This window comes from Pseudomonas sp. Pse1 (assembly GCF_024519635.1).
Taxonomy (GTDB): domain Bacteria; phylum Pseudomonadota; class Gammaproteobacteria; order Pseudomonadales; family Pseudomonadaceae; genus Aquipseudomonas.
This window is the reverse complement of sequence record NZ_JALJRO010000014.1, coordinates 1-25,383: the sequence shown is the minus strand read 5'-3', so window position 1 is coordinate 25,383 and position 25,383 is coordinate 1. Positions and strand designations below refer to the sequence as shown.

At 59.4% G+C, this 25,383-nt stretch carries 22 protein-coding genes, 5 tRNA genes, 1 pseudogene and 1 riboswitch; of the genes and pseudogenes, 25 read left to right on the top strand and 3 right to left on the bottom strand.

The window, feature by feature from the left end; translation table 11 throughout:
- Positions 1-120 precede the first annotated feature (120 nt).
- The 6 genes from NR126_RS19720 (at position 121) to argR (ending at position 5,498) form a co-directional block, all read left to right on the top strand.
- Positions 121-894: an ABC transporter substrate-binding protein gene (locus NR126_RS19720; RefSeq protein WP_027621233.1), complete on the top strand. Its 774-nt coding sequence runs from the start codon at positions 121-123 to the stop codon at positions 892-894.
- Between the two features lie 89 nt (positions 895-983).
- Complete coding sequence (locus NR126_RS19715) at positions 984-1,673, top strand: ABC transporter permease (RefSeq protein ID WP_027621234.1); 690 nt, start codon at positions 984-986, stop codon at positions 1,671-1,673.
- Complete coding sequence (locus tag NR126_RS19710) at positions 1,670-2,368, top strand: ABC transporter permease (RefSeq protein ID WP_027621235.1); 699 nt, start codon at positions 1,670-1,672, stop codon at positions 2,366-2,368. The genes NR126_RS19715 and NR126_RS19710 overlap by 4 nt, the downstream gene beginning before the upstream one ends.
- Before the next feature lies 1 nt (position 2,369).
- Positions 2,370-3,482: a M14 family metallopeptidase gene (locus NR126_RS19705; RefSeq protein WP_256830898.1), complete on the top strand. Its 1,113-nt coding sequence runs from the start codon at positions 2,370-2,372 to the stop codon at positions 3,480-3,482.
- A 23-nt stretch (positions 3,483-3,505) separates the two neighbouring features.
- Positions 3,506-4,270, top strand: a complete 765-nt coding sequence (locus NR126_RS19700) for an ABC transporter ATP-binding protein (RefSeq protein ID WP_027621237.1) — start codon at positions 3,506-3,508, stop codon at positions 4,268-4,270.
- 247 nt (positions 4,271-4,517) lie between these two features.
- Positions 4,518-5,498 carry a transcriptional regulator ArgR gene (gene argR, locus NR126_RS19695; protein ID WP_027621238.1) on the top strand — a complete coding sequence of 327 codons (981 nt, stop codon included), beginning with the start codon at positions 4,518-4,520 and terminating at the stop codon, positions 5,496-5,498.
- Positions 5,499-5,517: 19 nt separating this feature from the next.
- On the opposite strand, the gene NR126_RS19690 is transcribed toward argR, so the two are convergent.
- Positions 5,518-5,925 (bottom strand): hypothetical protein, encoded by a 408-nt coding sequence (locus NR126_RS19690; RefSeq protein WP_256830897.1) that lies wholly within the window; start codon positions 5,923-5,925, stop codon positions 5,518-5,520.
- Between the two features lie 242 nt (positions 5,926-6,167).
- Here NR126_RS19690 and NR126_RS19685 point away from each other — a divergent pair, with 242 nt between their 5' ends.
- The 7 genes from NR126_RS19685 (at position 6,168) to astE (ending at position 13,954) form a co-directional block, all read left to right on the top strand.
- The gene (locus NR126_RS19685) at positions 6,168-7,388 is read left to right on the top strand and encodes an aspartate aminotransferase family protein (RefSeq protein WP_027621240.1); all 1,221 of its coding nucleotides are present in this window, start codon (positions 6,168-6,170) and stop codon (positions 7,386-7,388) included.
- A gap of 137 nt (positions 7,389-7,525) precedes the next feature.
- A complete protein-coding gene (gene aruF / locus NR126_RS19680; RefSeq protein WP_027621241.1) occupies positions 7,526-8,545 on the top strand; it encodes an arginine/ornithine succinyltransferase subunit alpha in 1,020 nt (339 codons plus the stop codon).
- Positions 8,546-8,621: 76 nt separating this feature from the next.
- Positions 8,622-9,647 carry an arginine N-succinyltransferase gene (gene astA / locus NR126_RS19675; RefSeq protein WP_027621242.1) on the top strand — a complete coding sequence of 342 codons (1,026 nt, stop codon included), beginning with the start codon at positions 8,622-8,624 and terminating at the stop codon, positions 9,645-9,647.
- Complete coding sequence (gene astD, locus NR126_RS19670; RefSeq protein WP_177433280.1) at positions 9,644-11,113, top strand: succinylglutamate-semialdehyde dehydrogenase; 1,470 nt, start codon at positions 9,644-9,646, stop codon at positions 11,111-11,113. The genes astA and astD overlap by 4 nt, the downstream gene beginning before the upstream one ends.
- 121 nt (positions 11,114-11,234) lie before the next feature.
- Positions 11,235-12,581 carry an N-succinylarginine dihydrolase gene (gene astB, locus NR126_RS19665; RefSeq protein ID WP_027621244.1) on the top strand — a complete coding sequence of 449 codons (1,347 nt, stop codon included), beginning with the start codon at positions 11,235-11,237 and terminating at the stop codon, positions 12,579-12,581.
- A 62-nt stretch (positions 12,582-12,643) separates the two neighbouring features.
- Positions 12,644-12,931 carry a topoisomerase II gene (locus NR126_RS19660; RefSeq protein ID WP_105755795.1) on the top strand — a complete coding sequence of 96 codons (288 nt, stop codon included), beginning with the start codon at positions 12,644-12,646 and terminating at the stop codon, positions 12,929-12,931.
- A 12-nt stretch (positions 12,932-12,943) separates the two neighbouring features.
- Positions 12,944-13,954: a succinylglutamate desuccinylase gene (gene astE / locus NR126_RS19655; RefSeq protein WP_027621246.1), complete on the top strand. Its 1,011-nt coding sequence runs from the start codon at positions 12,944-12,946 to the stop codon at positions 13,952-13,954.
- A 97-nt stretch (positions 13,955-14,051) separates the two neighbouring features.
- Here the strand turns inward: astE and NR126_RS19650 are convergent, their stop codons facing one another.
- Positions 14,052-14,561 carry a 6,7-dimethyl-8-ribityllumazine synthase gene (locus tag NR126_RS19650; RefSeq protein WP_027621247.1) on the bottom strand — a complete coding sequence of 170 codons (510 nt, stop codon included), beginning with the start codon at positions 14,559-14,561 and terminating at the stop codon, positions 14,052-14,054.
- A 117-nt stretch (positions 14,562-14,678) separates the two neighbouring features.
- A riboswitch (FMN riboswitch) is annotated at positions 14,679-14,849 on the bottom strand.
- 176 nt (positions 14,850-15,025) lie between these two features.
- On the opposite strand from NR126_RS19650, the gene ltaE reads away from it, so the two are divergent.
- From ltaE to mgtE, 9 genes are all read left to right on the top strand, one after another.
- Positions 15,026-16,030 (top strand): low-specificity L-threonine aldolase, encoded by a 1,005-nt coding sequence (gene ltaE / locus NR126_RS19645; protein WP_256830895.1) that lies wholly within the window; start codon positions 15,026-15,028, stop codon positions 16,028-16,030.
- Between the two features lie 146 nt (positions 16,031-16,176).
- Positions 16,177-18,795, top strand: a complete 2,619-nt coding sequence (alaS, locus tag NR126_RS19640) for an alanine--tRNA ligase (protein WP_256830894.1) — start codon at positions 16,177-16,179, stop codon at positions 18,793-18,795.
- A gap of 90 nt (positions 18,796-18,885) precedes the next feature.
- Positions 18,886-20,127 carry an aspartate kinase gene (locus tag NR126_RS19635; RefSeq protein WP_105755797.1) on the top strand — a complete coding sequence of 414 codons (1,242 nt, stop codon included), beginning with the start codon at positions 18,886-18,888 and terminating at the stop codon, positions 20,125-20,127.
- Between the two features lie 183 nt (positions 20,128-20,310).
- Entirely contained in the window at positions 20,311-20,499 is a 189-nt protein-coding gene (gene csrA / locus NR126_RS19630) for a carbon storage regulator CsrA (protein ID WP_002554426.1), read from the top strand.
- Between the two features lie 62 nt (positions 20,500-20,561).
- Positions 20,562-20,652 (top strand) — tRNA-Ser (locus tag NR126_RS19625).
- Positions 20,653-20,759: 107 nt separating this feature from the next.
- Positions 20,760-20,836 (top strand) — tRNA-Arg (locus NR126_RS19620).
- Positions 20,837-20,908: 72 nt separating this feature from the next.
- A tRNA-Arg gene (locus tag NR126_RS19615) sits at positions 20,909-20,985 on the top strand.
- 72 nt (positions 20,986-21,057) lie between these two features.
- A tRNA-Arg gene (locus NR126_RS19610) sits at positions 21,058-21,134 on the top strand.
- A gap of 378 nt (positions 21,135-21,512) precedes the next feature.
- Entirely contained in the window at positions 21,513-22,955 is a 1,443-nt protein-coding gene (gene mgtE / locus NR126_RS19605; RefSeq protein ID WP_027621251.1) for a magnesium transporter, read from the top strand.
- 109 nt (positions 22,956-23,064) lie between these two features.
- Here the strand turns inward: mgtE and NR126_RS19600 are convergent, their stop codons facing one another.
- Complete coding sequence (locus NR126_RS19600; RefSeq protein WP_105755798.1) at positions 23,065-23,391, bottom strand: Arc family DNA-binding protein; 327 nt, start codon at positions 23,389-23,391, stop codon at positions 23,065-23,067.
- Positions 23,392-23,720: 329 nt separating this feature from the next.
- On the opposite strand from NR126_RS19600, the gene phnN reads away from it, so the two are divergent.
- The 3 genes and pseudogenes from phnN to NR126_RS19585 form a co-directional block, all read left to right on the top strand.
- Complete coding sequence (phnN, locus tag NR126_RS19595; RefSeq protein ID WP_256830891.1) at positions 23,721-24,311, top strand: phosphonate metabolism protein/1,5-bisphosphokinase (PRPP-forming) PhnN; 591 nt, start codon at positions 23,721-23,723, stop codon at positions 24,309-24,311.
- Positions 24,312-24,436: 125 nt separating this feature from the next.
- Positions 24,437-24,513, top strand: a tRNA-Arg gene (locus NR126_RS19590).
- A gap of 300 nt (positions 24,514-24,813) precedes the next feature.
- Positions 24,814-25,185 (top strand): annotated as a pseudogene (locus NR126_RS19585) (group II intron maturase-specific domain-containing protein); the annotation flags it as partial.
- Positions 25,186-25,383 lie beyond the last annotated feature (198 nt).

Genomic DNA, 25,383 nt, shown 5'->3' with positions numbered 1-25,383 from the left:
TCCGTGTTGAATTCAGCGCCGGGCAAGCAGGACGCAGCAACGCTATTTTCGTTTAACCCATTCGCATATTGGGCTGATGCTCACTCTGCCGTTTTCGCCCTTTACCGATGGAGTCCCAAGATGAAGAAACTCGTGCTGCTTGGCGCCCTGGCACTGTCCGTGCTGTCCATGCCAACTTTCGCCGATGAAAAGCCTCTGAAAATTGGTATCGAGGCGGCTTACCCTCCATTCGCATCCAAGGCGCCGGATGGCAGCATCGTTGGCTTCGACTACGACATCGGCAACGCCCTGTGCGAACAGATGAAGGTCAAGTGCGTGTGGGTGGAGCAGGAATTCGACGGTCTGATCCCTGCGCTCAAGGTGCGCAAGATCGACGCCATTCTGTCGTCCATGTCGATCACTGATGATCGCAAGAAGTCCGTGGACTTCACCAACAAGTACTACAACACCCCGGCTCGCCTGGTCATGAAAGCAGGCACCCAGGTCAGCGACGGCCTGGCCGAGCTCAAGGGCAAGAACATTGGCGTGCAACGTGGCTCGATCCACGAGCGTTTCGCCCGTGAAGTCCTGGCCCCGCTGGGCGCTGAAATCAAGCCGTACGGCTCGCAGAACGAAATCTACCTGGACGTGGCCGCCGGTCGCCTCGACGGCACCGTGGCAGACGCTACCCTGTTGAATGACGGCTTCCTGAAAACCGACGCCGGCAAGGGCTTCGCGTTTGTCGGTCCGGCGTTCACCGACGTCAAATACTTCGGTGACGGCGTGGGTATCGCAGTCCGCAAGGGTGACGCGCTGAAAGAGCAGATCAATACCGCGATCACGGCCATTCGCGAGAACGGCAAGTACAAGCAAATCCAGGACAAGTACTTCGACTTCGACATTTACGGCCAGTAAACGTCGCAGCGTAAGTCCGAAATGGCGCAAGCAACAGAATCTCTGCGGTTTGCGCCATTTTTTCATCCCAATTTTCGAGGACCTGAATCATGTTGAAAGGCTACGGGGCTGTCATCCTCGATGGCGCATGGCTGACGCTGCAACTCGCCTTGTCGTCCATGGCCTTGGCCATTGTTCTGGGTCTGATCGGGGTCGCGTTGCGCCTGTCGCCGATTCGCTGGCTGGCCTGGCTCGGCGACCTGTATTCCACGGTGATCCGCGGGATTCCCGATCTGGTACTGATCCTGCTGATTTTCTATGGCGGTCAGGACCTGCTCAACCGGGTAGCGCCTTTGCTCGGTTATGACGACTACATCGACCTGAATCCGCTGGCGGCCGGTATCGGCACCCTGGGCTTCATCTTCGGCGCCTACCTGTCGGAAACCTTCCGCGGGGCGTTCATGGCAATTCCCAAAGGCCAGGCGGAAGCCGGTATGGCGTACGGCATGAGCAGCTTCCAGGTGTTCTTCCGGGTCATGGTGCCGCAGATGATTCGCCTGGCGATTCCCGGCTTCACCAACAACTGGCTGGTGTTGACCAAGGCGACCGCACTGATTTCGGTGGTCGGCCTGCAAGACATGATGTTCAAGGCCAAGCAGGCGGCAGACGCCACTCGCGAGCCTTTCACCTTCTTCCTTGCAGTGGCGGCAATGTACCTGGTGATCACCAGTGTCTCCTTGCTGGCATTGCGTCACCTTGAGAAGCGCTACTCGGTAGGCGTAAGGGCGGCTGATCTATGATCTTCGACTACAACGTCATCTGGGAGGCACTGCCGTTGTACCTCGGCGGCCTGCTGACCACTCTGAAATTGCTCGCGTTGTCGCTGTTCTTCGGCCTGCTGTGTGCCTTGCCCCTGGGCTTGATGCGCGTATCGAAGAACTCGATCGTCAATGGGGCCGCCTGGCTCTACACCTACGTGATCCGTGGCACTCCGATGCTGGTGCAACTGTTCCTGATCTACTACGGTCTGGCCCAGTTCGAGGCGGTGCGCGAGAGCTTCCTCTGGCCATGGCTGTCCAGCGCAACCTTCTGTGCGTGCCTGGCCTTCGCCATCAACACCAGTGCCTACACCGCTGAAATCATCGCCGGCAGCCTGCGGGCCACGCCCAACGGTGAAATCGAAGCAGCCAAGGCGGTCGGCATGTCGCGCTTCAAGATGTACAAGCGCATCCTGCTGCCATCGGCCCTGCGCCGGGCCCTGCCGCAGTACAGCAACGAAGTGATCATGATGCTGCAGACCACCAGTCTGGCCTCCATCGTGACCCTGATCGACATCACTGGTGCCGCACGGACCGTGAATGCCCAGTACTACTTGCCGTTCGAGGCCTACATTACCGCTGGCGTGTTCTACCTGTGCTTGACCTTCATTCTCGTGCGCCTGTTCAAGATGGCCGAGCGCCGCTGGCTGGGTTACCTGGCCCCGCGGAAGCACTGATATGGAACGTATCGATCATCAGTTGCCGTGGAATCATCTGGGCAGCGAGCGGCAGATTTCGGTGTTCCGTTTCGGCAGTGGCGAGCGCAAGGCCTATATCCAGGCCAGCCTGCACGCCGACGAATTGCCGGGGATGCGCACCGCCTGGGAGTTGAAAAAACGTCTGGCCGAATTGGAAGCCCAGGGCGCCCTGAACGGTGTGATCGAACTGGTGCCGGTGGCCAATCCGCTGGGTCTGGGGCAGCTGCTGCAAGGCAGTCACCAAGGGCGTTTCGAGGCAGGCAGCGGGAAGAATTTCAACCGCGACTTCGTTGAATTGAGCGCGCCGGTGGCGGCGCAGTTGGAAGGGCGCCTGGGAGATGATCCTCACGCCAATATCCAGTTGATCCGCCAGGCCATGAGCGATCTGCTCGCCAATTTGCCACCGGCCCGCAGCCAGTTGCAGGGCATGCAGCGCATCCTCCTCAGCCACGCCTGCACCGCCGATGTGGTGCTGGACCTGCACTGCGACGCTGAAGCCGCGCTGCATATGTACGCCTTGCCGCAGCATTGGCCGCAGTGGCGTTCGCTGGCGGCGCACCTGGATGTGCGTGTCGGCTTGCTGGCCGAAGATTCCGGCGGCAGCTCCTTCGACGAGGCCTGCTCGCTGCCCTGGCTGCGCCTGTCGCGACAGTTTCCCGAGGCGCAGATCCCGCTGGCGTGTCTGGCGACCACCATTGAACTGGGTGGCCAGGCTGACACTGGTCGCCCGCAAGCCGAGGCGCATGCCGAGGGCATCCTGGCGTTCCTCGCTGAACAGGGATTGATCAGCGGTCAGTGGCCGGCGCCGGAGCGCGAGGCCTGCGAGGGCCTGCCATTCGAAGGCACCGAGTTGCTGTTTGCGCCCCATCCGGGGGTCGTCAGTTTCTTGCGTGAGCCTGGCGAGTGGGTGGAAGCCGGTGACGAGATTTTTGAAGTGATTGATCCATTGGCTGATCGGGTCAGCACCGTGTGTGCTGGTACGGCCGGCGTGCTGTTTGCCGTGGAACGGCTGCGGTATGCCCAACCCGGTTTCTGGCTGGCCAAGGTGGCGGGGCGCGAAGCGCTGCGTCACGGGCGCTTGCTCAACGACTGACTGTTTTTGTGAGAACCGACAGCATGTACAAACTTGAAGTCCAAGACCTGCATAAACGCTATGGCAGTCACGAAGTGCTCAAGGGTGTGTCCCTGAAGGCAGCGGCAGGCGATGTGATCAGCATCATCGGCTCCAGTGGCTCCGGCAAAAGTACTTTCCTGCGTTGTATCAACCTGCTGGAGCAGCCGCACGCCGGCAAGATCCTGCTCAACAACGAAGAGTTGAAGCTGGTGGCCAACAAGGACGGCGCGATGAAGGCCGCCGACCCGAAACAGCTGCAACGCATGCGTTCGCGCCTGTCGATGGTGTTCCAGCATTTCAATCTGTGGTCGCACATGACCGCCATGGAAAACATCATGGAAGCGCCGGTACATGTGCTTGGCATGTCCAAGGCCGACGCCCGCGAGAAGGCCGAGATGTACCTGGCCAAGGTCGGCGTAGCCCATCGCAAGGACGCCTACCCGGGGCACATGTCCGGTGGCGAGCAACAGCGCGTGGCGATCGCCCGGGCACTGGCGATGGAGCCTGAGGTCATGCTGTTTGACGAGCCGACTTCGGCACTCGATCCGGAGCTGGTAGGTGATGTGCTCAAGGTCATGCAGTCCCTTGCCCAGGAAGGCCGGACCATGGTTGTGGTGACCCACGAGATGGGCTTCGCCCGTGAAGTGTCGAACCAGTTGGTGTTTCTGCACAAAGGCCTGGTCGAAGAAAGCGGCAACCCGCGCGAAGTGCTGGTCAATCCGCAGTCCGAGCGCTTGCAGCAGTTCCTTTCGGGCAGCTTGAAGTAATCAGGACTGCCGTTGTGCACCGAGATAGTGCATGCTTCGCAACCTGAAATCCGGCTCCTCATCCTTGTAGGAGCTGGCTTGCCAGCGATCGCGGTGGGTCAGTTTTCAACCCAGGCGCAGACATTCCGCCTTCGCTGGCAAGCCAGCTCCTACAATCGTATCGCTTACGGTTTCGGGAATTGCGTTCATTTACGGGCTAGCATTGGCCCATGCCTTCATCACCGTTCTTCGTTTCGGATTGCCCGCCATGACTGCCCATCGAATTGGTTTCCTGATTTGGCCCAGCACTAAAGCCTTGACGCTGGCGCTGGCCGAGGAGGCCTTGCGTGTTGCTCAGCGCGTGCATCCGGAAGTTGTCTACGAACTGACATTTCTGCAGGCCGAGCCGCCGGCCGAGGGCGCCTGGCAATTGCCGGGCGAAGCCTGGAGCGGAAAACTGGAAAACTTCCAGAAACTGTTCCTGCTGGCTGACGAGCCACCCGCCGCCATGGCGCCGCCCCTGAGCAGTGCGCTCAAGCAATTGGTGCGTGCCGGTTGTGTGATTGGCGGTCTGTCGGCCGGCGTCTATCCGCTGGCGCAACTGGGTTTGCTCGACGGTTACCGGGCTGCGGTGCATTGGCGCTGGCAGGATGACTTCGCCGAGCGCTTTCCCAAGGTCATCGCCACCAGTCACCTGTTCGATTGGGATCGCGATCGCCTGAGCGCCTGTGGCGGCATGTCCGTCCTGGATTTGCTGCTGGCGGTATTGGCCCGTGATCACGGTGCCGAGTTGGCGGGGGCGGTTTCCGAAGAATTGGTGGTGGAGCGCATCCGCGAGGGGGGCGAGCGTCAGCGCATTCCATTGCAGAACCGCCTGGGCTCGAGTCATCCCAAGCTGACTCAGGCAGTGCTGTTGATGGAAGCCAACATCGAAGAGCCGCTGACCACCGACGAAATCGCCCAGCATGTCTGCGTTTCGCGCCGACAGCTGGAGCGGATTTTCAAGCAGTACCTCAATCGCGTGCCGAGCCAGTATTACCTGGAACTGCGTTTGAACAAGGCGCGGCAGATGTTGATGCAAACCAGCAAGTCGATTATCCAGATCGGTTTGTCCTGCGGTTTCTCCTCCGGACCGCACTTCTCCAGCGCTTATCGCAACTTCTTCGGCGCCACGCCACGGGAAGATCGCAATCAGCGGCGCAGCAGCAGCCCGTTCGAGCTGTCATCGGTGCCTTCGGAGCGCGGCTGACGCACTCCGAAAGACGGTATTACTCCTCGGTCTCCGAGTCTTCCGACGTTGATATCTCGATCTCAGCACGATTGATCACCGCATCGACGCCAAAATCTATTCGGTTCGCGCCGAAGTAGGCGATCAGTCGTTGCACGCTGTCTTCGGACAGCGGATTGCCGCGCAGGTTGATCCTTCCCGCACACGCCATCGACAGTTCGAAAATATCGCTGGGGATATGGCTGATTGCGTTATCGCTGAGGTCGGCTAGGTCAAGGTTCTTCAGTTGCAGCAGGCCGGGCGGCAACTCAGTGATGCCGGTGCTGTCCAGCAGCACCGATAACTCGTTCATCTGGCTGATGTCGGGTGCGCGCCCCAAGGGGTTATCGCTCAAGTCCAGGGCATTGATGCGTTCAGGTTTTGCCCGGCCCCCCTCCTGGCGTTGCATAATTACCGCCTCTGGCGAATCGCCATATATCAGATTCCTGCACGACTGCCGCAAAACCCCTGCAGGCAGTTTAAACTGCGCCTTTGCGACCCTATATGTCGCATTGCCGTAAACCCGGGAAAATCAGGGTTTTGCGCTATAAGAAGTTGTCGCTTGGCGACAAGGCCAAGCTCGAAACTGTCCTTACAATCCCCCCCATCGCTCGCCAGTTTCAGGCGGGTGTTCCTCATCAGGAGACTCCGATGTCCGTTGAGCACGCTGCGGTAGAACGCGCCGATTTTGACCAGGTAATGGTTCCCAACTATGCGCCTGCCGCTTTTATTCCGGTGCGTGGTGCCGGTTCCCGCGTTTGGGACCAATCGGGTCGCGAGCTGATCGACTTCGCCGGCGGGATTGCCGTCAACGTACTGGGCCACGCCCATCCGGCGCTCGTCGGTGCCTTGACCGAGCAGGCGAGCAAACTGTGGCACGTATCCAACGTGTTCACCAATGAGCCGGCCCTGCGCCTGGCGCACAAGCTGATCGACGCGACCTTTGCCGACCGCGTGTTCTTCTGCAACTCCGGTGCCGAGGCCAACGAGGCCGCTTTCAAGCTGGCCCGTCGCGTCGCTCACGACCGTTTCGGCGCCGAGAAGTACGAAATCATCGCAGCCCTGAACAGCTTCCACGGTCGTACCCTGTTCACCGTCAACGTCGGTGGCCAGTCCAAGTACTCCGACGGTTTCGGTCCGAAAATCACCGGCATCACCCACGTTCCGTACAACGACCTGGCTGCGCTGAAAGCCGCCATTTCCGACAAGACCTGCGCCGTGGTGCTGGAACCGATCCAGGGCGAGGGCGGTGTGCTGCCGGCGGAGCTGGCGTACCTGCAAGGTGCCCGCGAGCTGTGCGATGCGCACAATGCGCTGCTGGTCTTCGACGAAGTGCAAACCGGCATGGGCCGCAGCGGTAAGCTATTCGCCTATCAACATTACGGCGTGACGCCAGACATCCTGACCAGCGCCAAGAGCCTGGGCGGCGGATTCCCGATCGCGGCCATGCTGACCACCGAAGACCTGGCCAAACACCTGGTCGTCGGCACTCACGGCACCACCTACGGCGGCAACCCGTTGGCATGCGCAGTGGCTGAGGCGGTGATCGACGTGATCAACACCCCTGAGGTGCTGAACGGCGTCAACGCCAAGCACGACAAGTTCAAGGCGCGCCTGCAGCAGATCGGCGAACAGTACGGTGTGTTCACTCAGGTGCGTGGTCTTGGCCTGTTGTTGGGTTGTGTCCTGAGCGATGCCTGGAAAGGCAAGGCCAAGGACATCTTCAACGCCGCCGAGAAAGAAGGCCTGATGATTCTGCAAGCCGGCCCTGACGTGATTCGTTTCGCCCCGAGCCTGGTGGTGGAAGACGCCGATATCGAGGCCGGCCTGGACCGCTTCGAACGTGCCGTGGCCAAGTTGACGCAAGCCTGATAGACCTTTCGGCGCCCGAATGTCGGGCGCCGATGCAAATTTCCACGCCGGATCGCTTCTCTGTGCAGGCTCACCCCCGCACAGGCCAAAGCAGCCGGCGATTTTCCTCAAAGAGTTGATAAAAAAGGAGTGACACCATGCTGGTGATGCGCCCCGCGCAAATGGCTGATCTGGGCGAGGTACAACGCCTGGCTGCGGACAGCCCGATTGGTGTCACTTCCCTGCCGGATGACGTTGAGCGCCTGAGCGACAAGATTGCCGCGAGCGAAGCGTCCTTCGCCGCCGAAGTCAGTTTCAACGGCGAAGAGAGCTACTTCTTCGTCCTCGAAGACACTGCCACCGGCAAGCTGGTGGGCTGCTCGGCCATTGTCGCCTCGGCCGGTTACTCCGAGCCTTTCTACAGCTTTCGTAATGAAACCTTCGTGCACGCGTCCCGCGAGCTGAAGATTCATAACAAGATCCACGTACTCTCGCAGTGCCACGACCTGACGGGTAACAGTCTGCTGACCAGCTTCTACGTGCTGCCGGAACTGGTGGGCTCGGCCTGGTCGGAGCTCAACTCCCGTGGACGCCTGCTCTTCGTGGCCAGCCATCCGGAACGTTTCGCCGATTCGGTGGTGACCGAAATCGTCGGCTACAGCGATGAGCACGGCGACTCGCCATTCTGGGATGCCATTGGCCGCAACTTCTTCGACCTCAACTACGCCGAAGCCGAGCGTCTGTGCGGGCTCAAGAGCCGTACGTTCCTGGCCGAACTGATGCCGCATTACCCGATCTACGTGCCACTGCTGCCGGACTCCGCGCAGGAGGCGATGGGTCAGGTGCACCCGCGTGCGCAGATCACCTTCGACATCCTGATGCGCGAAGGTTTCGAGACCGATCATTACATCGACATCTTCGACGGTGGCCCGACCCTGCATGCACGGGTCTCTGGCATCCGTTCGATTGCCCAGAGTCGCGTGGTGCCGGTGAAGATCGGTGAGCCGGTCAAAGGGGCGGGGCGTCAGTACCTGGTGGCCAATGCCCAGTTGCAGGATTACCGCGCCGTCATGCTTGAGCTGGACTACGCGCCAGGCAAGCCCGTCGTGCTGGATCTGGAAGCTGCCGAGGCCCTGGGTGTCGGCGAGGGTGCCAGCGTGCGCCTGGTAGCGGTTTAACGCTTGAACGCCGCAAGGCAATAGAGCAGCGAGTTTTACGGGAGGTCGTCAGCGACCGCCCGTTTGAGGAGATAGCATGATCGTTCGTCCCGTACGCAGCAGCGATTTACCCGCTCTGATCGACCTGGCCCGCAGCACCGGTACCGGCCTGACCACCTTGCCGGCCAATGAAGAGCGCCTGGCGCACCGGGTAGGCTGGGCGGAAAAAACCTTCACTGGCGAGGCGGGGCGTGCCGACGCCGATTACCTGTTCGTGCTCGAAGACGACAACGGCCGGGTGGTGGGTATCTCGGCGATTGCCGGCGCTGTTGGCCTGCGTGAGCCCTGGTACAACTTCCGGGTCGGCCTGACGGTCAGCGCTTCGCAAGAGTTGAACATCTACCGGGAAATCCCCACGCTGTTCCTGGCTAACGACCTGACTGGCAATTCCGAATTGTGCTCGCTGTTCCTGCACGCCGATTACCGCACCGGCCTCAATGGCCGCATGCTGGCCAAGGCGCGGATGCTGTTCATCGCCGAATTCCCGCAACTGTTTGGCAACAAGATCATTGCCGAGATGCGCGGTGTGTCCGACACCGCGGGCCGCTCGCCATTCTGGGAAAGCCTGGGCCGGCACTTCTTCAAAATGGAGTTCAGCCAGGCGGACTACCTGACAGGTGTAGGCAACAAGGCGTTCATTGCTGAGCTGATGCCAAAATTCCCGCTCTACACCTGCTTCCTGTCCGAAGGTGCACGTAGCGTCATCGGCCAGGTTCACCCGGACACCGAGCCGGCATTGGCCATGCTCAAGAGCGAGGGTTTCAGCTATCAGGGCTACGTCGATATTTTCGACGCCGGTCCAGCCGTGGAGTGCGAGACCGCGAAGATCCGTGCGGTCCGCGACAGCCAGGCGCTGGTGCTGGCCATTGGTACCCCGGGTGACGACGCCACACCGTTCCTGATTCACAACCGCAAGCGCGAAGACTGCCGCATCACTGCCGCGCCGGCGCGCTTTGCCGCCGGTACCCTGGTGGTCGATCCGCTGACCGCCAAACGCCTTCAACTCAATGCCGGCGATCAGGTGCGCGCCGTGCCATTGTCTGCTGCCCGGGAGTCGAAATAATGAATTCGCTTTACATCGCAGGTGAGTGGCTGGCCGGTCAGGGCGAGGCCTTTGAATCGCTGAACCCGGTGACCCAGCAAGTGCTCTGGTCAGGTCAAGGTGCTACGGCAGCTCAGGTTGAAAGCGCCGTGCAAGCGGCCCGTCAGGCATTCCCGGCCTGGGCTCGTCGCACCCTGGAAGAGCGCATCAGCGTGCTCGAGGCGTTCGCCGCCAGCCTGAAACAGCATGCCGATGAATTGGCCCACTGCATTGGTGAGGAAACCGGCAAGCCTTTGTGGGAAGCCGCGACTGAAGTGACCAGCATGGTCAACAAGATTGCAATCTCGGTGCAAAGCTACCGTGAGCGCACCGGCGAGAAGAGCGGCCCACTGGGTGACGCGACCGCCGTGCTGCGGCACAAGCCTCACGGCGTGGTGGCGGTGTTCGGCCCCTACAACTTCCCGGGTCACCTGCCTAACGGACACATTGTTCCAGCCCTGTTGGCCGGTAACAGCGTGCTGTTCAAACCCAGCGAACTGACGCCGAAAGTCGCCGAGCTGACGGTCAAATGCTGGATCGAAGCCGGCTTGCCAGCGGGTGTGTTGAACCTGGTGCAAGGCGCGCGGGAAACCGGTATCGCCCTGGCGGCCAATCCAGGCATCGATGGCCTGTTCTTCACCGGCTCCAGCCGTACCGGCAACCATCTGCACGCGCAGTTCTCCGGTCGGCCGGACAAGATACTCGCCCTGGAAATGGGTGGTAACAACCCGCTGGTGGTTGATCAGGTCGCCGACCTCGACGCGGCGGTCTACACCATTATCCAATCGGCGTTCATTTCCGCCGGTCAGCGCTGCACCTGCGCACGCCGTCTACTGGTGCCACAAGGCGCTTGGGGCGATACCCTGCTGGCGCGCCTGGTAGCCGTCAGCGCAACCATCGAGGTCGGTGCATTCGACCAGCAACCGGCGCCGTTCATGGGCTCGGTAGTTTCCCTCGGTGCCGCCAAGGCGCTGATGGATGCCCAGGCGCAGCTGTTGGCCAATGGTGCGGTCAGCCTGCTGGATATGACTCAGCCACAGCCGGCGGCAGCCTTGCTGACCCCTGGCATTCTTGATGTCACGGCCGTGGCCGAGCGTCCTGACGAGGAACTGTTCGGGCCGTTGCTGCAGGTCATTCGCTACGCGGATTTCGAAGCGGCGATCGCCGAAGCCAACAACACCCAATACGGCCTGGCCGCCGGCTTGCTGTCGGACTCCGAAGCGCGCTACCAGCAGTTCTGGCTGGAAAGCCGCGCCGGTATCGTCAACTGGAACAAGCAACTGACCGGCGCCGCCAGCAGTGCACCGTTCGGTGGTGTCGGCGCCTCCGGTAACCACCGCGCCAGTGCTTACTACGCGGCGGACTATTGCGCCTACCCCGTGGCTTCGCTGGAAACACCGAGCCTGGTGATGCCGGCGGCCCTTACGCCTGGCGTGAAAATGGCTTGATGCCCATCGCCGGCAAGCTGACTCCTTGTAGGAGCTGGCTTGCAGGCGATCAGCCGCACCGCGGCCGCCAATGCCTTGTTATTGAAGCCTATAAAAACCAGATTCTCGTGGAGCCTCGCTAATGAAATCCTATGAAGTCAATTTTGACGGTCTAGTGGGGCCGACCCACAACTACGGCGGTCTGTCCTACGGCAACGTCGCGTCCCAGAGCAACAGCCAGCAGGCTTCCAATCCCAAGGAAGCGGCGCTGCAGGGCCTGGCAAAAATGAAAGCGCTGATGGAAATGGGCTTCCAGCAAGGCGTGCTCGCGCCTCAGGAGCGTCCGGACGTGGGCGCCTTGCGCAGGCTCGGTTTCAGCGGCACTGATGCACAGGTCATCGAGCAGGCGGCCAAGCAAGCGATGCCGCTGCTGGTTGCCAGTTGCTCGGCGTCGAGCATGTGGGTGGCCAACGCCGCCACTGTCAGCCCGAGTGCCGACACCGCCGACGGTCGTGTGCATTTCACCGCGGCCAACCTCAACTGCAAATATCACCGCAGCATCGAGCACCCGACCACCAGTCGCGTGCTGGGGGCGATGTTCGCTGACCCAAAACACTTCGCCCACCACGCGGCGTTGCCGGCGGTAGCGCAGTTCGGTGACGAAGGCGCCGCCAACCACACCCGTTTCTGCCGTGAGTACGGTGAGGCCGGTGTCGAGTTTTTCGTGTTCGGTCGCAGCGCCTTCGATACCCGCTACCCGGCACCGCAAAAGTACCCGGCGCGCCAGACCCTGGAAGCCTCCCAGGCGGTCGCACGCTTGCACGGCCTGAGTGATGACGGCGTGGTCTATGCTCAGCAGAATCCTTCGGTGATCGATCAGGGCGTGTTCCACAACGACGTGATCGCGGTCGGTAACGGTGAGGCGCTGTTCTATCACGAGGATGCGTTCCTCGACACCGAACAGATGCTCGCCGAGCTGTCGGGCAAACTAGCCAAGCGGGGCGGTCAATTCAAGGCGATCTGCGTGCCGCGTTCGCAGGTTTCGGTGGAAGACGCCGTACGTTCCTATCTGTTCAACAGCCAACTGCTGTCGAAGGCCGACGGCTCGATGCTGCTGATCGTGCCGCAGGAGTGCCAGAACAACGAGCGTGTCTGGCAGTATCTGCAGACCCTGACCAGCTCCGGCGGGCTGATTCGCGAGGTGAAAGTCTTCGACCTCAAGCAGAGCATGCAGAACGGCGGAGGCCCGGCGTGCCTACGTTTGCGCGTGGCGTTGAATGAAACTGAGCTGGCGGCAGTCAACCCAGGGGTTATCATGACCGCGCCGTTGTATGGCACGCTGACCCAATGGGTCGAAAAGCACTACCGTGACCGTATGGCCGAAAGCGACCTGGCGGATCCGCAGTTGTTGCTTGAATGCCGGACGGCACTGGATGAACTGACGCAAATCCTTAAACTGGGCGCGGTTTATCCATTCCAGATCAATTGAAAGCCCACGTCCGCCTTTTGATGAGCGGACGTGCAGCTTTATTTCCAGATGAGAGCGAAAACATGAGCGATACCCTGCAGCTGATCCTTGAAGACACCGATGGCACTCAACTGGAAACCTCCTGCACCCGCGTTGCCGTAATCTGGCAGGGCAAAGAGTTGTGGATCCAGCACGACGGCCGGGGCCAGTTGCTGATCGGCGTGGACGTCGAAGAAGGCGATGCCGAATACGCCAACCTGCTGTTGCGCCCATTGGCGACTAATCTGGTAAGTCTGCAACTGGAGATGGAGCCGGCTGACCTCGGTGACGACGACCACGTGCATGGCCCGGACTGCAATCACGACCATTAAGGAAATCGCTCTATGCTCGCCCTCGGCAAACTGCTTGAACTGACCCTCGCCGGCCGCGAACCGGCGGAGAAGACTCAACTGACTGTCGAAGGCGTGCGGATGCGCTGGCTGAGTGAAGGTGCGCTGGAAGTTCGGCCACCGGAAGCCCGTGACAATGGCCTGGACCTGCTGCTGTCAGCCGGGATCCATGGCAACGAAACAGCGCCGATCGAACTCCTTGATCGATTGCTGCATGACATCGCCAGCGGCACCTTGAAGCCCTGTGCACGTATCCTGTTCCTGTTTGGCAACCCCGAGGCCATGCGTCGCGGCGAGCGTTTTGTCGAGCAGGACGTCAATCGGCTGTTCAACGGCCGTCATGAACTGAGCAGTGGTTCGGAAGCATTGCGCGCCTGTGAGCTGGAGCGCCTGGCTGCGAGCTTTTTCAGCCTGCCGGACCGCGCCCGCCTGCACTACGACCTGCATACCGCGATTCGCGGCTCGAAGATCGAGCAGTTCGCCCTGTATCCCTGGAAAGAAGGTCGCCTGCATTCCCGGCGCGAACTGGCGCGGCTGCGCGCGGCTGGCATGGAAGCGGTGCTGTTGCAGAACAAACCGTCGATAGTGTTCAGCTCGTACACCTACGACAAGCTGGGTGCAGAGGCCTTTACCCTGGAATTGGGCAAGGCCCGACCGTTCGGGCAAAACGAAGGCGTCAACGTGTCGCGCCTGGAAACCCGCCTGAAGCAGATTATCGAAGGGACTGAACCGCCGTTGGCGGATGAGGGCCTGGATGGCTTGCAACTGTTCAGCGTGGCGCGGGAAATCATCAAGCACAGCGACAGCTTCAAATTGAATCTGCCGGCCGATATCGAGAACTTCAGTGAGCTGGATATGGGCTATGTACTGGCTGAAGACATTGCTCAAACACGCTGGATCATCGAGGAGCAGGGCGCTCGCATCATCTTCCCCAACCCCAAGGTGAAGAATGGCCTGCGCGCCGGGATCCTGATCGTTCCCACTGGCGACCACAACCTCGCCTGACGCTATGTCGAACTGTAGGAGCGAGCCTGCTCGCGATAGCGGCTAAATGGTCGACGACAATCTCGACTTATTTAGCCACATCGCAAGCAACGATCTACTACACCGCCACCGCCCGCGGCTCACTACGATGCAACGCCCGCAGTTTATGCAGCGTGTCGGCACAGGTTTTCGCCGCTTCCTGCCCCTTGTGCACAAAATGCTCGAAGAAGAACTTCTGGTGCTCTTCGCCAGCGTGGAAGTGATGGGGGGTCAGCACGACCGAGAACACCGGTACTTCAGTCTCCAACTGCACCTGCATCAGGCCGCTGATTACCGATTGGGCAACGAACTCGTGACGGTAAATTCCGCCATCCACCACCAGGCCGGCGGCGACGATGCCAGCGTAGCGGCCCGTCTTGGCCAGCAGCTTGGCGTGCAGCGGAATTTCGAAGGCACCGCCGACTTCAAAAAAGTCGATGTCCGACGCCTGATAGCCCTGAGCGATCATCTCGCTGACAAAACCTTCACGGCTCTGATCAACGATTTCCTTGTGCCAGCACGCCTGGATAAACGCTACGCGCTCGCCTTGATGGTGTTTGCTTTTGCTATCGATTGCGGTGGGTTGCATCTGTTCTGACTCCTGTTTGTGTGAAAAACAGGGCGTTATGAATCGAAGGGGATTTAAGGGTACGTGGCGGACCCGAGCACACACTGCTCGTTGACCTGGACGGCCCTTTGGCGTTAATCCCGTTCTCTCTTCATCCGGACTATGACCGTCGGCCCCGGAATCACACCGGGTCTGCTGACCTTGTCATCACCACTGCCAAAGGCTGGCGGGATGCCAAGCGCTCGCGGGCTATGCGCATTGCGCGCAATTACCGCCGGTGGGGAGTTGCACCCCGCCCTGAGAACGTATTGCCGTCAGATTTTCTGGCGGCGCAGCGTTTTTAACACATATTTCTGACCTGCGCATCGCTGCTATCTGATGATTGTTATCGAAGTTTTCATTCGATGAGGGTTGATAATTCCTCGGCATGACCGCAGTAATTCATTTCTGAAAGGGATTTTCCCCTGCTTACCGAGGCCAGCTTCATGACTGTTATCGATCTGCGCAGTGACACCGTTACCCAACCTACCGCAGGGATGCTCGATGTAATGACCGGGGCGGCCACTGGCGACGATGTGTACGGTGAGGATCCGACGGTCAACCGTCTGGAGGCCGAGTTGGCCAAGCGCCTGGGCTTTGCCGCGGCGCTGTTCGTGCCCACCGGCACCATGAGCAACCTGTTGGGGCTGATGGCACACTGCGAGCGCGGCGACGAATACATCGTTGGCCAGCAGGCGCATACCTATAAGTACGAAGGCGGCGGCGCTGCAGTACTCGGCTCGATCCAGCCGCAGCCGCTGGAGGTCCAGGCCGATGGTTCGCTGGACCTGGACCAGGTGGCGGCGGCCATCAAGCCCGACGACTTCCACTTCGCCCGCACCCGTTTGCTGGCGCTGGAAAACACCATGCAAGGCAAGGTACTGCCACTGGAGTATCTGGCACGAGCACGCCGTTTCACGCGCGAACATGGTCTGCAACTGCACCTGGATGGCGCGCGCTTGTACAACGCCGCGGTCAAGCTGGGCGTGGATGCCCGGGAAATTACCCAGCACTTCGATTCGGTTTCGGTTTGCCTGTCCAAAGGCCTGGGTGCCCCGGTGGGCTCAGTGCTTTGCGGATCAGTGGCGTTGATCGCCAAGGCCCGGCGCCTGCGCAAGATGGTCGGCGGCGGCATGCGTCAGGCCGGGATTCTCGCGGCGGCAGGGCTGTATGCTCTGGACAACCATGTGCAACGCCTGGCTGACGACCACTCGAATGCGCAACGGCTGGCGGAAGGCCTGCGCGCGGCGGGTTTCGAGGTCGAGCCAGTGCAAACCAATATGGTTTACCTGAATATCGGCGACCAAGCCGACGCGATCAAGGCGTTTGCCGCCGAGCGCGGGATTCGTCTCAGTGCCTCATCCCGTCTGCGCATGGTCACGCACATGGATGTCAGCCAGGCGCAGATCGATCAGGTCATCGCGACATTCGTCGAGTTTTCCGGTAAATGACATTGCTGGCCGTCCAATTGGCTGTTTCTATCGTATAAACACGCTGTACCCCGCGCGCAGGGCCGATATAATGCGGCCCTTTGCCGTCGCTTCGTCTGTTGACTAAGTGCACAGGCCTTTGGCCGCAGCCTCCGTGGAAGAACCTAATGAAAAGCGCAGAAATCCGTGAAGCCTTCCTTCGCTTCTTCGAAGAGCAAGGCCACACCCGTGTAGCCTCCAGCTCTTTGATTCCGGGCAACGACCCGACCCTGCTGTTCACTAACGCGGGGATGAACCAGTTCAAGGATTGCTTCCTGGGCCAGGAAAAGCGCGCCTATACCCGCGCCACCAGCAGCCAGAAGTGCGTCCGCGCAGGTGGCAAGAACAGCGACCTGGAAAACGTCGGCTACACCGCCCGTCACCACACCTTCTTTGAAATGCTGGGTAACTTCAGCTTCGGCGATTACTTTAAGCATGACGCGATCACCTACGCCTGGACCTTCCTGACTGGCGTCTTGAAGCTGCCCAAGGACAAGCTCTGGGTCACTGTCTATGCCTCGGACGACGAAGCCTACGACATCTGGACACAGCAGATCGGCGTGCCGGTCGAGCGCATGATCCGCATCGGCGACAACAAGGGCGCGCCTTACGCCTCCGACAACTTCTGGACCATGGGCGATACCGGTCCATGCGGCCCCTGCACCGAGATCTTCTACGATCACGGTGACCACATCTGGGGCGGTCCACCCGGCTCGCCGGAAGAAGATGGCGACCGTTACATCGAGATCTGGAACAACGTATTCATGCAGTTCAACCGCACCGCCGATGGCGTGTTGCATCCGCTGCCGGCGCCGTCGGTCGATACCGGCATGGGTCTGGAGCGGATCAGTGCGGTGATGCAGCACGTGAACTCGAACTACGAGATCGACCTGTTCAAGAACCTGTTGAGCGCTTCGGCAGCGGCTATCGGTTGCAGCAATGACGACCAGTCGTCGCTCAAAGTGGTGTCTGACCACATCCGTTCCTGCGGTTTCCTGATCGCTGATGGCGTACTGCCTTCCAACGAAGGTCGTGGCTACGTATTGCGCCGGATCATTCGCCGCGCGTGCCGTCACGGCAACAAGCTGGGCGCCACCGGCAGCTTCTTCTACAAGATCGTTGCCGCGTTGGTGGCCGAGATGGGCGAAGCCTTCCCGGAGCTCAAACAGCAGCAGGTGAACATCGAGCGCGTGCTCAAGGCCGAAGAGGAGCAGTTCTCCAAGACCCTGGAGCACGGCCTGAAAATCCTTGAGCAGGATCTGGCAGAACTCAAAGGCACCGTGGTGCCGGGTGATGTCGTGTTCAAGCTGTACGACACCTATGGCTTCCCGATGGATCTGACGGCCGACATCGCCCGTGAGCGTGAGCTGACCATCGACGAAGCAGGTTTCGAGCGCGAAATGGAAGCCCAGCGCGTGCGTGCCCGTTCGGCGAGCTCCTTTGGCCTGGACTACAACACCTTGGTCAAGGTCGACGTTGCCACCCAGTTCACCGGTTACACCGATACCAGCGGCTCGGCGAAGATCGTCGCTCTTTATAAAGACGGTCAATCGGTTGATGTCCTGAGCGAAGGCGACGAGGGTGTGATTGTCCTCGACAAGACGCCGTTCTACGCCGAATCCGGTGGTCAGGTCGGCGACTGCGGATACCTGCAGGCCGGCACTGCGCGTTTTGACGTGCGTGACACCACCAAGACCGGCGGTGCGTTCCTGCATCACGGCGTGCTGGCTTCCGGCAGCCTGATCGTCGGTGCGCCGGTGGAGACCCAGGTGGATGCTGACGTGCGTCATGCGACGTCGCTGAACCACTCGGCGACCCATTTGCTGCACGCGGCCCTGCGCCAAGTGTTGGGCGAACACGTTCAGCAGAAAGGCTCGCTGGTTGACAGTCAGCGTCTGCGTTTTGACTTCAGCCACTTCGAAGCCATCAAGCCTGAGCAGATCAAGGCGCTGGAAGACATCGTCAACGCCGAGATTCGTAAGAACTCTGCAGTCGAGACCGAAGAAACCGACATCGAGACCGCCAAGCGCAAAGGCGCCATGGCACTGTTCGGCGAGAAGTACGGCGACGACGTGCGGGTGTTGAGCATGGGGGGCGACTTCTCCGTCGAGCTGTGTGGCGGCATCCACGCCAACCGTACCGGTGACATCGGCTTGCTGAAAATCATCAGCGAAGGCGGTGTGGCATCGGGCGTGCGTCGTATCGAAGCGTTGACCGGTGCCGCGGCACTGGCCTATCTCAATGGCGCCGAAGAGCAACTCAAGGAAGCGGCCAACCTGGTCAAGGGCAGCCGCGACAACCTGATCGACAAGCTGTCGGCTGTGCTCGAGCGCAACCGTCTGCTGGAAAAGCAACTCGAGCAGTTGCAAGCCAAGGCCGCCAGTGCGGCGGGTGACGACCTGTCCTCTCAGGCTCAGGACGTCAAGGGCGTGAAAGTACTGGCCGTGCGTCTCGACGGTCAGGACGGCAAGGCGCTGCTGGCGCTGGTCGATCAGCTGAAAAACAAACTCGGCCGCGCAGTGATCCTGCTCGGCAGTGTCCATGAGGAAAAGGTCGTGCTGGTTGCAGGCGTGACCAAAGACCTGACTGGCCAACTCAAAGCCGGTGATTTGATGAAGCAAGCCGCTGCGGCAGTGGGCGGGAAGGGCGGTGGTCGTCCGGACATGGCGCAAGGCGGTGGTACTGACGCTGGCGCACTGGACGCGGCCCTGGCCCTGACCGTGCCGTTTGTCGAACAGGGTATTTAAGGCTGTGTGCCGGTCCCGTCGTCTAGTGTCGGGGTCGGCTGCTGTTTGAGTGACTAATGGGCGCCCTTCATGGGCAGAGGCGGCTTTGAAATGGCTTTGATCGTACAGAAATTTGGAGGCACCTCGGTCGGCACTGTCGAGAGAATCGAGCAGGTCGCCGACAAGGTTAAGAAATTCCGCGATGCCGGCGATGACCTGGTGGTTGTGCTGTCGGCAATGAGCGGTGAAACCAACCGTCTGATCGCTCTGGCCAAACAAATCAGTGGTGATGATCAACCAGTCCCGCGTGAACTGGATGTCATCGTCTCCACCGGCGAGCAGGTAACGATCGCGTTGCTGGCCATGGCGCTGATCAAGCGTGGCGTACCGGCGGTGTCGTACACCGGTAACCAGGTACGAATCCTGACGGACAGCGCGCACAATAAAGCGCGAATTCTGCAGATCGATGATCAGAAGATTCGCGGTGACCTGAAGGCTGGTCGCGTGGTCGTTGTGGCCGGTTTCCAGGGCGTGGACGAGCATGGCAGCATCACCACCCTTGGTCGTGGCGGTTCCGACACCACCGGTGTGGCGCTGGCAGCGGCCCTGAAGGCCGATGAGTGCCAGATCTACACCGATGTGGATGGTGTCTACACCACCGATCCGCGCGTGGTCTCCGTGGCTCAGCGTCTGGATAAGATCACCTTCGAAGAGATGCTGGAAATGGCCAGCCTCGGTTCCAAGGTATTGCAGATCCGCGCGGTCGAGTTCGCCGGCAAGTACAACGTCCCGCTGCGCGTACTGCACAGCTTCAAGGAGGGTCCAGGCACCCTCATTACTATTGATGAAGAGGAATCCATGGAACAGCCGATCATTTCCGGCATCGCTTTCAACCGCGATGAGGCCAAGCTGACCATCCGTGGCGTGCCAGACACCCCGGGCGTGGCGTTCAAGATTCTCGGCCCTATCAGTGCCGCGAACATCGAAGTCGACATGATCGTGCAGAACGTTTCGCACGATAACACCACCGACTTCACCTTCACCGTGCACCGCAATGACTACCAGGCGGCCCAGACCGTGCTGGAAAACACCGCACGCGAAATCGGTGCTCGTGAAGTCGTGGGTGACACCAAGATTGCCAAGGTTTCGATCGTCGGTGTTGGCATGCGCTCCCATGCCGGTGTTGCCAGTCGCATGTTCGAAGCCCTGGCCAAGGAAACCATCAACATCCAGATGATTTCGACCTCGGAGATCAAGGTTTCGGTGGTCATCGAGGAGAAGTACCTGGAACTGGCTGTGCGCGCGCTGCACACGGCGTTCGAGCTGGATGCTCCGGTTCGTCAGGGCGAGTGATGTAATGCACCTGGGGCGCGGTCTGACCGCGCCCTTTGTTTTTTTGAGTAGCGCACAAGGCTGTTCTTTTTCGTGCGCTGGTCAATACTCAGGCGTGTAGAGCGGTGATCGTCCTGGTCGCGGCTTGAGCGCTTTTTTTTTGCAGACTGTTGTCCCTGAACTGAAATGCGTGAGGAGAAAGGTATGCTGATTCTGACTCGTCGGTGTGCGGAAAGCCTGATTATCGGTGATGGCGAAATCACCGTGACCGTGCTCGGCGTCAAAGGAAATCAGGTGCGTATTGGCGTCAACGCACCCAAAGAGGTGGCTGTTCACCGTGAGGAAATCTACCTGCGTATAAAGAAAGAGAAGGACGAAGAACCAAGCCATTAATTTTTATCGCTTTTTATGTTTGCAAACGGGGAAAAGGTTGGTTAAGATACGCCCCGTGTTGCGGAGAGCTGGCCGAGTGGCCGAAGGCGCTCCCCTGCTAAGGGAGTACACCTCAAAAGGGTGTCGGGGGTTCGAATCCCCCGTTCTCCGCCATTATTTGTTTAGCACGTTGTAATCAGGCTTCTTCGGTAAGTTGTTGAAATTACTAGAAAAAGTGCTTGGAAAAAAGATTCGACGGACTATAATGCGCAGCACCAAATGCACTCGTAGCTCAGCTGGATAGAGTACTCGGCTACGAACCGAGCGGTCACAGGTTCGAATCCTGTCGAGTGCACCATTTAAAGGTTGTTTGCAGTTATGCGGTCAACCTTGTTTCAATCAGTCGTGATCTGATCAAAAAGCACACCCTGCACTCGTAGCTCAGCTGGATAGAGTACTCGGCTACGAACCGAGCGGTCACAGGTTCGAATCCTGTCGAGTGCACCATTTAAAGGTTGTTTGCAGTTATGCGGTCAACCTTGTTTCAATCAGTTGTGATCTGGTTTAAAAGCACAAACTGCACTCGTAGCTCAGCTGGATAGAGTACTCGGCTACGAACCGAGCGGTCACAGGTTCGAATCCTGTCGAGTGCACCAAACACCAAAAAGCCTGCGTTCATCGCGGGCTTTTTGCTGTCTGGGATTTGGCTTTTTCCTTTCCTCTCCTGCCGTGCTTCGTGCTCGGGCCAGGGTTCTCATTTTTGCCCCGCAGTGTGTTTTCTTTTCGCGATCAGTCGTCGCAGTTTCATAGATGTGAGCCATGCTTAGCTTTGTCTCGCAAGCGCTTGTTCTGGGCAGGATTTTTTAACGTTCAAAAGCCCCAAGCGGTGTATGATTGCGCCCGTCAGCCCCGCCGGGGCTTGTGGAATACCTCCATGGACTTACCCAGTAGTTACTCAGTAAACCGTTTCACCAATCATGAATTGACTGATTGATCCTTCCGGCGTGCCCCGCTGCTGGGAGTGGAGTTCGCCTATGACTGAAGTAGAAGTAAAGAAAACTCAAGAAAGCCTGCAGGATCGCCTTGCTCAAGTTGTCGAGCTGCTGCAGCGCCAGCGTGTGGTCGAAGACCTCACCCACCGCCAGGACGGTCCGCACCAGGATCGGGTCGAGAGCCTGGTCCACCGGCAGAACCTCGTCGAGTTGCAGCGCAAACTCGATGACCTGCACTCCGCCGACGTTGCCTACATCCTTGAAGCGCTGCCCCTCGACGATCGTCTGACGGTCTGGCAACTGGTCAAGGCCGAACGTGACGGCGATATCCTGCTGGAAGTGTCCGACTCGGTTCGAGAAACCCTGATCGCCGACATGGACGATCACGAGCTCCTGGCGGCCGCCAAGGAGATGGATGCCGACGAACTCGCTGACTTGGCCCCTGAGCTGCCGCGAGACGTCGTCCACGAACTGATGGAAACCCTCGACGGCCAGCAGCGTGAGCGCGTTCGCTCTGCGCTGTCCTATGACGAGGAGCAGGTCGGTGCGTTGATGGACTTCGAGATGGTGACGATCCGCGAGGATGTCAGTCTGGAAGTGGTGTTGCGTTACCTGCGTCGTCTCAAGGAGCTGCCGGGACACACCGACAAGTTGTTCGTGGTCGATTATGACGGCGTGCTCAAGGGCGTTTTGCCGATCAAGCGTTTGCTGGTCAACGACCCTGACAAGCAGGTGTCTGAGGTCATGGCCAGCGACCCGGTGAGTTTTCATCCGGATGAGGACGCCTACGATGCCGCGCAGGCGTTCGAGCGTTATGACTTGATCTCGGCCCCGGTGGTCGACAAGAACGACAAGCTGATTGGTCGTCTGACCATCGACGAAATGGTCGACCTGATTCGTGAGGAGAGCGAAAGCGAAGTTCTCAACATGGCGGGTCTGCGTGAAGAAGAAGACATTTTTGCTTCGGTCTGGAAATCGTTGCGCAACCGTTGGGCGTGGCTGGCGATCAACCTGATCACTGCCTTTGTTGCGTCGCGGGTGATCGGCTTGTTCGAAGGCTCCATCGAGAAGCTGGTGGCCCTGGCGGCCTTGATGCCGATTGTTGCCGGTATCGGCGGTAATTCGGGCAATCAGACGATCACCATGATCGTGCGCGCCATGGCGCTCGATCAGGTCAGCACCGGTAATACTTCGCGACTGATGCGCAAGGAGTTGGCGGTAGGCTTGATCAATGGCCTGGTCTGGGGCGGGGTGATTGGCGTCGTGGCTTATCTACTCTATGGCAGTTGGTCGCTGGGTGTGGTGATGACCGCCGCCATGACCCTTAACCTGCTGCTGGCTGCACTGATGGGCGTCCTGATCCCGATGACCCTGGCGCGCATCGGGCGCGACCCGGCGATGGGGGCGAGCGTGATGATCACGGCCATGACCGACAGTGGTGGCTTCTTTATCTTCCTGGGTCTCGCGACCATCTTCCTGCTCTGATTTCTGAGACTCGCCTTATAAGGGCGAGTCGTTTTTCTATCGGTGTCTTGCGGCAAATTCCAGGCAAAAAAAAGCCAGCGCTAGGCTGGCTTGAACTTTCGGGATGCAATCAGGTAGGGCTTGCTGCCATTTCTGCATCATGCGCGATCAGCGAGACCAAAGCATTCTGCTGACGATGAGAGAGTTGGCGGAAGCGTTGCAGCAATTCACGTTCGTGCAGCGACAGCTCAGGGCTGTCCAGGCGCATACTCAGCTCTTCGCCCAGTGCGCCTTCTTGAATAAGGCTCTGCTCCAGTCGTGCAATGATCTCTGAGTTCATGCTGCGGTGATGGTTGCGTGCCACCTCGGCGATGCGTTCACGCATTCCGTCTGGCAGGCGTACGACAAACTTGTCAGCCGTACGGCTTGAATAAATTGCCTGTTTCAATGGGCGCATATAGTTAACCGGTTAGTTCAGGGGAGCGGTTCTCGGAATTGGCCGCAGGATGTGTGTTAGGACAAGGTCCGCGGCCAAATGTTCAACCTGAATTGATATGAGGCCCGCATCATGCCTCATAAATGCCGGATCCTTGGCGCCAATTCTGTGACAAATATTGATCCGGGCGCAGGCGTTTTGCCAGCACCAATTATCAGAAATGCGGACTGGTTTGAAAACCTGTCTCCTGTCCGACCGTCTGAAGTAACCGTGAAGCCTGGGTGAGGAGGTTGACCCTCGCCCTCTATAGAGTAGTGGCAAATGGCCGATTTACTAGGGGTGTATGCACCATGAGCGGAGGCGAGAAGCTTAAAGGCAGGCTTGTTTACTTGATGGGGCCATCGGGTTCGGGAAAGGACAGTTTGATCGATGCTGCTCGTGATGCTCTGGCGCAACTCAACTGTGTCGTCGCGCGACGAGTGATCACGCGTTCAGCGGAGTCAGCAGGTGAATCGGCCTTCGGGGTGTCTGTCGAGGCATTTGCTGATTTGGTGCGTGCGGGTGCTTTTGCAATGAGCTGGCGTGCCAACGGGCTTGGCTATGGCATTCCTGTAGAGATTGATCAGTGGCTGGCGGAGGGGCGGCATGTCCTGGTGAACGGATCCAGAGAGTACTTGCCGCAGGCACAGGAGCGGTATCCGACGTTGATTCCTGTCCTGCTCTCAGTCAGATCAGACGTCTTGCGCCAGCGACTCATGAGTCGAGGGCGTGAAGGTATCGAGGAAATAGAGGCGCGGTTGGCTCGCAACGCCCTGTTTGCCCCGAATGAGTCAGCGGGCTGGGCGGAGGCAGGGTTGCTTCTGGATAACTCTGATGGCCTATCGTTGACGGTGTCACACCTGATGGATCTGTTGAGGCGTGAGGGGGTGAGCATCCTGTAGTGTTCTGTATGAAGGGCTGGCGTTTGCCGACACTTAATTTACCCATCAGACGACATGACAAACACAGGCTCGACGTTTAACATGCTGGCCGTCCATCGCGCCGCGCAACATCATGGCCGATTAGTGTCTCAGTAGCTCAATTGGATAGAGCATCCCCCTCCTAAGGGGAAGGTTGCAGGTTCGAACCCCGCCTGGGACACCACTATTATTGACCGTCGTCAGTCGATAGTGCTGATGACAGATAAGCCCCGCCGAGGTTTTTCCTCGCGGGGCTTTTTGTTATGCGCCCAGCATGGGCGCAATCTTGTGGGTGAAAGTCCTGCCGTAAGCTGACCACAGCGAACGAAGTGAAGCGCAACTGCATGAGGGCGACCGAGTGTGGGGAGGAAGCGTGAATCGAAACCGCGAGCCGATGGACAAGAACCGGATATAAGGCGATGCCGATCAGGGCGAGCGGGCAACAAACCGCGAAGCTCTTGTGGTCAAAGGTCGGCAGCGCTAAGCCGACGATGCGAATGTATATGTTCGCAGCCGCAGGGCGGGGCAGCGGGTGATGGCTTTGCTGAAGCGACTGTATGAAAAGCTGCACTTGAGTGTCAATGAGAGCAAGAGTGCGGTGGCGAGTGCGTTCGGTCGCAAGTTTCTGGGATACGCTTTCTGGTCATCTCCACAAAGCGTGAAAAGAACAGTAGCGGTCAAGGCGCGCAAGCAGTTCAAGCAACGGGTGCGCGAACTCATCCGTCGCTCATGCGGTCGCAGTCTGCGCCAGGTTGTCGAGAACCTACGCTCTTATCTTCTGGGTTGTCACAAGCGCCGAAATTCTGGCGAGGGGTGGACGAGTGGATGCCGACACCGATTACAAGCGACCCAGCTCCCCTATGCCGATTATAGGGTGACGCCTTGATCCTGGGTTAGGAGGAGGGGTGGTCGAGTACTTATCTTATATAGGTGGGAAAAGTGGGCGTTTTGCAGTGTGCGGTACAAATGCCGAATTAAAGGTTGACGCGAGTTTTTATCTGTCTATAATTCGCCCCACTTCCGGCGCAGTCGAAACGGAAAACTCCTTGGTAAA

Coding starts and splice junctions, on each gene's coding strand:
- NR126_RS19720 (WP_027621233.1), top strand. CDS start 121: ATGAAGAAACTCGTGCTGCTTGGCGCCCTGGCACTGTCCGTGCTGTCC.
- NR126_RS19715 (WP_027621234.1), top strand. CDS start 984: ATGTTGAAAGGCTACGGGGCTGTCATCCTCGATGGCGCATGGCTGACG.
- NR126_RS19710 (WP_027621235.1), top strand. CDS start 1,670: ATGATCTTCGACTACAACGTCATCTGGGAGGCACTGCCGTTGTACCTC.
- NR126_RS19705 (WP_256830898.1), top strand. CDS start 2,370: ATGGAACGTATCGATCATCAGTTGCCGTGGAATCATCTGGGCAGCGAG.
- NR126_RS19700 (WP_027621237.1), top strand. CDS start 3,506: ATGTACAAACTTGAAGTCCAAGACCTGCATAAACGCTATGGCAGTCAC.
- argR (WP_027621238.1), top strand. CDS start 4,518: ATGACTGCCCATCGAATTGGTTTCCTGATTTGGCCCAGCACTAAAGCC.
- NR126_RS19690 (WP_256830897.1), bottom strand. CDS start 5,925: ATGCAACGCCAGGAGGGGGGCCGGGCAAAACCTGAACGCATCAATGCC.
- NR126_RS19685 (WP_027621240.1), top strand. CDS start 6,168: ATGTCCGTTGAGCACGCTGCGGTAGAACGCGCCGATTTTGACCAGGTA.
- aruF (WP_027621241.1), top strand. CDS start 7,526: ATGCTGGTGATGCGCCCCGCGCAAATGGCTGATCTGGGCGAGGTACAA.
- astA (WP_027621242.1), top strand. CDS start 8,622: ATGATCGTTCGTCCCGTACGCAGCAGCGATTTACCCGCTCTGATCGAC.
- astB (WP_027621244.1), top strand. CDS start 11,235: ATGAAATCCTATGAAGTCAATTTTGACGGTCTAGTGGGGCCGACCCAC.
- NR126_RS19660 (WP_105755795.1), top strand. CDS start 12,644: ATGAGCGATACCCTGCAGCTGATCCTTGAAGACACCGATGGCACTCAA.
- astE (WP_027621246.1), top strand. CDS start 12,944: ATGCTCGCCCTCGGCAAACTGCTTGAACTGACCCTCGCCGGCCGCGAA.
- NR126_RS19650 (WP_027621247.1), bottom strand. CDS start 14,561: ATGCAACCCACCGCAATCGATAGCAAAAGCAAACACCATCAAGGCGAG.
- ltaE (WP_256830895.1), top strand. CDS start 15,026: ATGACTGTTATCGATCTGCGCAGTGACACCGTTACCCAACCTACCGCA.
- alaS (WP_256830894.1), top strand. CDS start 16,177: ATGAAAAGCGCAGAAATCCGTGAAGCCTTCCTTCGCTTCTTCGAAGAG.
- NR126_RS19635 (WP_105755797.1), top strand. CDS start 18,886: ATGGCTTTGATCGTACAGAAATTTGGAGGCACCTCGGTCGGCACTGTC.
- csrA (WP_002554426.1), top strand. CDS start 20,311: ATGCTGATTCTGACTCGTCGGTGTGCGGAAAGCCTGATTATCGGTGAT.
- mgtE (WP_027621251.1), top strand. CDS start 21,513: ATGACTGAAGTAGAAGTAAAGAAAACTCAAGAAAGCCTGCAGGATCGC.
- NR126_RS19600 (WP_105755798.1), bottom strand. CDS start 23,391: ATGCGCCCATTGAAACAGGCAATTTATTCAAGCCGTACGGCTGACAAG.
- phnN (WP_256830891.1), top strand. CDS start 23,721: ATGAGCGGAGGCGAGAAGCTTAAAGGCAGGCTTGTTTACTTGATGGGG.